The 5,301-nt window shown below is 70.1% G+C and carries 7 protein-coding genes; 6 read left to right on the top strand and 1 reads right to left on the bottom strand.

All coding sequences use genetic code 11. From position 1 onward, the window contains the following. Positions 1–303 (top strand): Ppx/GppA phosphatase family protein (locus EQG76_RS20805; protein ID WP_456237664.1); only part of this gene is annotated, 303 nt, incomplete at its 5' end. Further along, positions 300–980, top strand: a complete 681-nt coding sequence (locus EQG76_RS20800) for an RlmE family RNA methyltransferase (protein WP_159716251.1) — start codon at positions 300–302, stop codon at positions 978–980. The genes EQG76_RS20805 and EQG76_RS20800, both read left to right, overlap by 4 nt. A gap of 76 nt (positions 981–1,056) precedes the next feature. On the opposite strand, the gene EQG76_RS20795 is transcribed toward EQG76_RS20800, so the two are convergent. Continuing rightward, positions 1,057–1,278, bottom strand: coding sequence for a hypothetical protein (locus tag EQG76_RS20795; RefSeq protein ID WP_159716250.1), 222 nt, complete (start codon positions 1,276–1,278; stop codon positions 1,057–1,059). 310 nt (positions 1,279–1,588) lie between these two features. On the opposite strand from EQG76_RS20795, the gene glmM reads away from it, so the two are divergent. The 4 genes from glmM to flgA form a co-directional block, all read left to right on the top strand. Next, positions 1,589–2,947 carry a phosphoglucosamine mutase gene (gene glmM / locus EQG76_RS20790; protein ID WP_159716249.1) on the top strand — a complete coding sequence of 453 codons (1,359 nt, stop codon included), beginning with the start codon at positions 1,589–1,591 and terminating at the stop codon, positions 2,945–2,947. A gap of 148 nt (positions 2,948–3,095) precedes the next feature. Then, positions 3,096–3,812: a flagellar hook-basal body complex protein gene (locus EQG76_RS20785; RefSeq protein ID WP_159716248.1), complete on the top strand. Its 717-nt coding sequence runs from the start codon at positions 3,096–3,098 to the stop codon at positions 3,810–3,812. Positions 3,813–3,837: 25 nt separating this feature from the next. Further along, entirely contained in the window at positions 3,838–4,626 is a 789-nt protein-coding gene (flgG, locus tag EQG76_RS20780; protein ID WP_159716247.1) for a flagellar basal-body rod protein FlgG, read from the top strand. 11 nt (positions 4,627–4,637) lie between these two features. Then, the coding region (gene flgA, locus EQG76_RS20775) for a flagellar basal body P-ring formation chaperone FlgA (protein WP_159716246.1) at positions 4,638–5,301 on the top strand (664 nt) is incomplete at its 3' end.

Genomic DNA, 5,301 nt, shown 5'->3' with positions numbered 1-5,301 from the left:
CGTCAGGTCGACGGCACCATGCTGGACTATGGCGTGCTCGACACGGTGGGCCGCCATCTGCGCACCCTGACCAATGCGGAGCGGGCGGCCCACCCTTGCATCGGCAAGGGCCGGGCCGACTTGGTCGTGGCTGGCTGCGCGATCCTGGAGGCGGTCTGCCGGATCTGGCCAATCGAGCGGCTCCAGGTGGCCGACCGGGGGGTGCGCGAGGGCATCCTGAACGGCCTGCTCGGCAAGGGGCTGCACCAGATGCTGGCAATGACGGGCGGGCTGGACCAGATGCGGGCGAGGGTGGGCGCATGAGCGACAGCAACTCCCGGACCCGGGTGCGCCTGAGGGATGCGCGGGCGCACAGCGCCTCCTCCCAGCGCTGGCTGACCAGGCAGCTCAACGACCCGTTCGTGCAGCGTGCCAAGGCACTGGGCTACCGGGCCCGTTCGGTGTTCAAGCTGGAGGAGATCGACCGGCGGTTCGGCCTGATTCGTCCTGGCACGGTGGTCGCGGATCTGGGTGCCGCACCCGGATCGTGGAGCCAGTACGCCGCCAACAAGCAGGCGCGGGTGGTGGCGGTCGACCTCCAGCCGATCGCACCGATCGCCGGCGTCACCATCATCGAGGGCGACTTCCTGAGCGAAGCGACCGAGGCGGCCCTAGCGGCGGCGGTCGGATCGGGCGTCGATCTCGTGCTGAGCGACATGGCCGCATCCTCCACCGGCCGCAGGCTGGTGGACCGGCTGCGCGCGGAGCAGCTGGGCGAGGCGGTGCTGGAGTTCTGTGCGGCCCATCTGAACGAAGGCGGCAGCGTGCTGATCAAGCTCGTTCGCGGTGCGGAGGCGACCTTGCAGCAGCGGGCGAAGACCATGTTCCGCAGCGTGCGCATCCTCCGCCCCGATGCCACCCGCAGTGACAGCTCGGAATGCTTCCTCCTGGGCCTCGACCGCCGCCCGCCCGCAGCCGCCGAAGAGGCCACGGACGAGTGACGGGAGCCGGTCGACTGCGACCGGCTGGTCAGGTTCGAGCGAAGGACGGCGCGTGACCAGTGCGGCGTGCGGCCCGTCAGCCCTGCACGTCGATCAGGCGGCCACGCACCGTCTCGTCGCGCGGCCGCCGGCGCGCGCGGCGGTCCCTGGCAGGGCTGCAATTTGCACACCCGGCGCTGCGCGGATAGGTCGGCCCCCCGCGCAACGGCGAGCGCCGCTCGGCCGGCTCGCCCCTGCCGTCCGGCAGGATGATCTCCCCTCGGCATTCCTCGACCATCTCCCCGCTATTCTCGACCATCGCTGCCGCTCCCATCAGTGCCAGTTGCCGCATATTGGTGGCGATCATAGCGGCCGGTTCTCACGCGGCAGGAGCGATGCGCGCCGATAGTGCATCATGATACGCGTGCTGCTCCGGCATGACGGCTTCTGGCATTTTCCTGAAAGGATGCCGGCACCTCATGCTATCACTCGTTCGTGACCGTCACTGTGGCATGGGTGCTGCGGTGCGGCATCGCATGGCTGCTGCGCGAACTGCGTGGGTGGACTTGTGCTGCGCATGGCCGCAAGTGGACGATCTCGTAGCGGAGCGCAGACGGAGGCGCAGGCTCATGGAACGGCGGCTGTTCGGGACGGATGGAGTGCGGGGCACCGCGAACATTTGGCCCATGACCGCTGAAATGGCGTTGCGTCTGGGACAGGCGGCGGGGCGCGTGTTCGTCCGGGGCGACCATCGCCACCGGGTCGTGATTGCCAAGGACACCCGGCTGTCCGGCTACATGATCGAGCCGGCGCTCACGGCAGGCTTCGTCTCCGCGGGCATGGACGTGATGCTGGCGGGACCCCTGCCTACGCCCGCCGCCGCGTTCCTCACCCGCACGCTGCGCGCCGACCTGGGTGTGGTCATCTCGGCCTCGCACAATCCCTACCAGGACAACGGCATCAAGCTGTTCGGGCCGGACGGCTTCAAACTGTCCGACGCGATCGAGGTGGAGATCGAGCGGGCAATTTTGGCGGACGCCGCACCGGCGCTGGCAGGTCCCGCGGAGCTCGGCCGGGCACTGCGCATCGACGACGCGCATGGCCGCTATGTGGAATATCTGAAGAGCAGCTTCCCGCGCGGCATGACGCTGGCCGGCCTCAAGATTGCGGTCGATTGCGCCAACGGTGCCGCCTACCACATTGCCCCCGACCTGTTCTGGGAGTTAGGTGCGGAGGTCGTGCGGGTCGGCACCTCGCCGAACGGCTTCAACATCAACCATGACTGCGGCTCCACCCATCCGGAGAATGTCGCGCGCGCGGTCCTCGCCCACGGCGCCGACCTGGGCATTGCGCTGGATGGCGACGCCGACCGGGTGGTGATGGTCGACGAGCACGGCCAGATCATCGACGGCGACCAGGTCCTGGCGCTGATCGCCACCCAGTGGCAGGAGGAGCAGCGGCTCACCGGCGGCGGCGTGGTCGCCACGCTGATGTCGAATCTCGGCCTGGAGACCTATCTGGCCGATCGCGGCCTGCCGCTGCTGCGCACCAAGGTCGGGGACCGCTACGTGGTCGAGCGGATGCGCCAGGGCGGCTACAACCTGGGCGGCGAGCAGTCCGGCCACATCATCATGACCGACTTCGGCACCACCGGCGACGGGCTGCTGGCGGCGCTGCAGGTCCTGGCGGTGCTGCTCAAGAAGAACCGGCCGGTCAGCGAGGTCGCCCGGCCGTTCACGCCCCTGCCGCAGAAGCTCTCCAACGTGCGGGTGCAGCGGCGCATCGATCTGACCTCGCCCGTCATCGAGCAGCTGATCAAGGACAGCCAGGCCAAGCTCGGCCGCAAGGGCCGCCTGCTGGTGCGCGCCTCGGGCACGGAGCCGCTGATCCGGGTGATGGTGGAGGCCGAGGACGAGGCGCTGCTGAGCGACATCCTGGGCTCGGTCAGCGGCGCCATCGCCAGCTACGCGGACTCCCCGGCCCATTGAGCCGGGTCTCGGCCGGGCGCATCACACCGACCGGCGGGCCGGTGTCGCCGGTTGGCCCATCCGCCGGCGCTTAGGCTTTCGTTAACCAGGTTCTGGCAGGATCCACCCGACGAAACGGGCGAGCGGCCCGTCGGCGTGGAGGTCGGACTTGGATCTTACCGGCTATCTCGGCCTGGCCCGTGGCCTTGGCCTCGAGCGTGCGTTGGACGTCGTGGCGGGCAACGTCGCCAACGCGGACACGACCGGTTTCCGGCGGCAAGACCTCGTGTTCGCCAAGGACCTGCGCCGCGCGGGCGAGCCGGGCGAGGTCGCCTTCGCCCAGGACTTCGGCACGGTCGTGGACCGCAAGGAGGGGCCCCTGCGCAGCACGGGTGCTGCCCTCGACCTGGCGCTGGTGGGCCCCGGCTGGTTCCAGGTGGAGACTGCGGAGGGCGAGCGCCTGGCCCGGACTGGCCGGTTCACGACCGATGCGGCCGGCCGGCTGGTCGCGGGCGATGCCGCGGTCTTGGACAATGGCGGCGTTCCGATCATCCTGCCGGACAATGCCCGGAGCATCACGATCGCCGCCGACGGCACGATCTCCGCGGACGAGGTGGTGGTCGCCCGGCTGGGCCTAGTCCAGCCGGGTGATGATGCCGCCCTGGTGCCGGAAGGCAGCGGCCGCTACCGCACGGATGGCCCGACCGTCCCGGCCGAGGCGGCCCGGGTGGTCCAGGGCTCGCTCGAAGGCTCCAATGTCCAGCCGCTCGTCGAGATGACCCGGCTGATCGAGGTCACCCGCGCCTTCGAGAGCACCCAGCGCCTGCTGGAAACCCATCACGACCTGGCCCGGCGCACGGTCGACCGGATGCTCGCCTCGTCCTGACCTCTGCCCGATCGGGAGCCCGTTCATGCGATCCCTGAACATCGCCGCGACCGGCATGGCCGCACAGCAGCTCAACGTCGACGTGATCTCCAACAACATCGCCAACATGACGACGACCGGCTTCAAGCGGGCGCGTCCGGAGTTCCAGGACCTGCTCTACCAGAGCCAGCGCCGTGGCGGCGCTGCCTCGTCGGAAACCGGCACAACCGTGCCGGCGGGCGTGGACATAGGCCTGGGCGTGAAGACCGCTGCCGTGTACCGCGTGCTGGAGCAGGGGCCGCTGGTCGGAACGGAGAACGATCTCGACCTGGCGATCCAGGGCGAGGGCTATTTCGTGGTGGAGCTGCCCTCGGGCGAGCTCGGCTACACAAGGTCCGGCAATCTCCAGTTGAGCCCGGAGGGCCAGCTGGTGACCGCCGACGGTTATCCGGTCTCGCCCGGCATCGTCGTGCCGGGCAATGCCATCGAGGTCGCCATCAACCCGGAGGGTGGGGTCAGCGCGCGCATTCGGGGGCAGGTCGAGCTGCAGGAGCTGGGCCAGCTCGAGCTGGCAAGCTTCGTGAACGAGGTCGGCCTGGAGCCGCTCGGCAACAACCTCCTGGCCGAGACCGCCGCGTCCGGCCCGGCGATGATCGGCACGCCCGGCTCGGATGGGTCCGGCACGGTGCTCCAGCACTATCTGGAGAATTCTAACGTCAACCCCGTGGCCGAGATCACCAGCCTGATCACCGCCCAGCGCGCCTATGAGCTGAACTCGCGGGTCATCACCGCCACTGATTCGATGATGGGCACCGTGACCCAGTTGCGGGGTTGAGGATGCGGACCGTGCCGCTCCGCTTCTTCGGCTGGCGCAGCGCGGCAGCTTTGCTTGCCGCCTTGCTGCTGGCCCATCCGGCCGCGGCCGGGGAGCCCATCACGATCGCGCCGGGCATGGCGCTGGACGAGCCCGCCCTCCAGGCGCTGGTCCGCCAGGAGCTGGCCGCAAGCCGGGACGGCGACTGGCAGGTCCGGATCCTCCAGCCCGCCCTGCCGCTCGGCAACCCCAGCGCTGCGCCGGTGCTCGTGACGCTTAGGGCGGATCAGCCGGCCCCTGGCGCGAGCGGCGGGCCGCGGCTGACCGGCTGGCTCGCGGTGCAGGATGGCACCGGCCATGTCGGGCGGCTGCGCATGGTGGCGGTCCTGGACGAGATGGTGACGGTGCCGGTGCCGGTCGAGGCGCTGCCGGCGGGAGCACTGGTGACGCCGGAGCGGTTCCGCATGGTGCCCTGGCCATTGCAGCGGCTGGATCCGGACGCGCTGCGCTCCCTGGCCGAACTCGATGGCATGGAGGTGGTGCGCCGGCTGCCGGCCGATCGGCCGGTGCTGCGCAACGGGCTCCAGCCGCCGCGCATGGTCCGCCGGGGTGAGTCTGTGCGGATCAGCTTCGTGCGCGGCGGCCTGCGCCTGAGCGTGACCGGCACCGCGCTGGACGACGGTGCGCTGGGTGCGA

This window comes from Geminicoccus flavidas (assembly GCF_009806515.1).
GTDB lineage: Bacteria > Pseudomonadota > Alphaproteobacteria > Geminicoccales > Geminicoccaceae > Geminicoccus > Geminicoccus flavidus.
The sequence above is the reverse complement of the archived record's forward strand: the minus strand, read 5'-3'. Positions and strand labels throughout refer to the sequence as shown.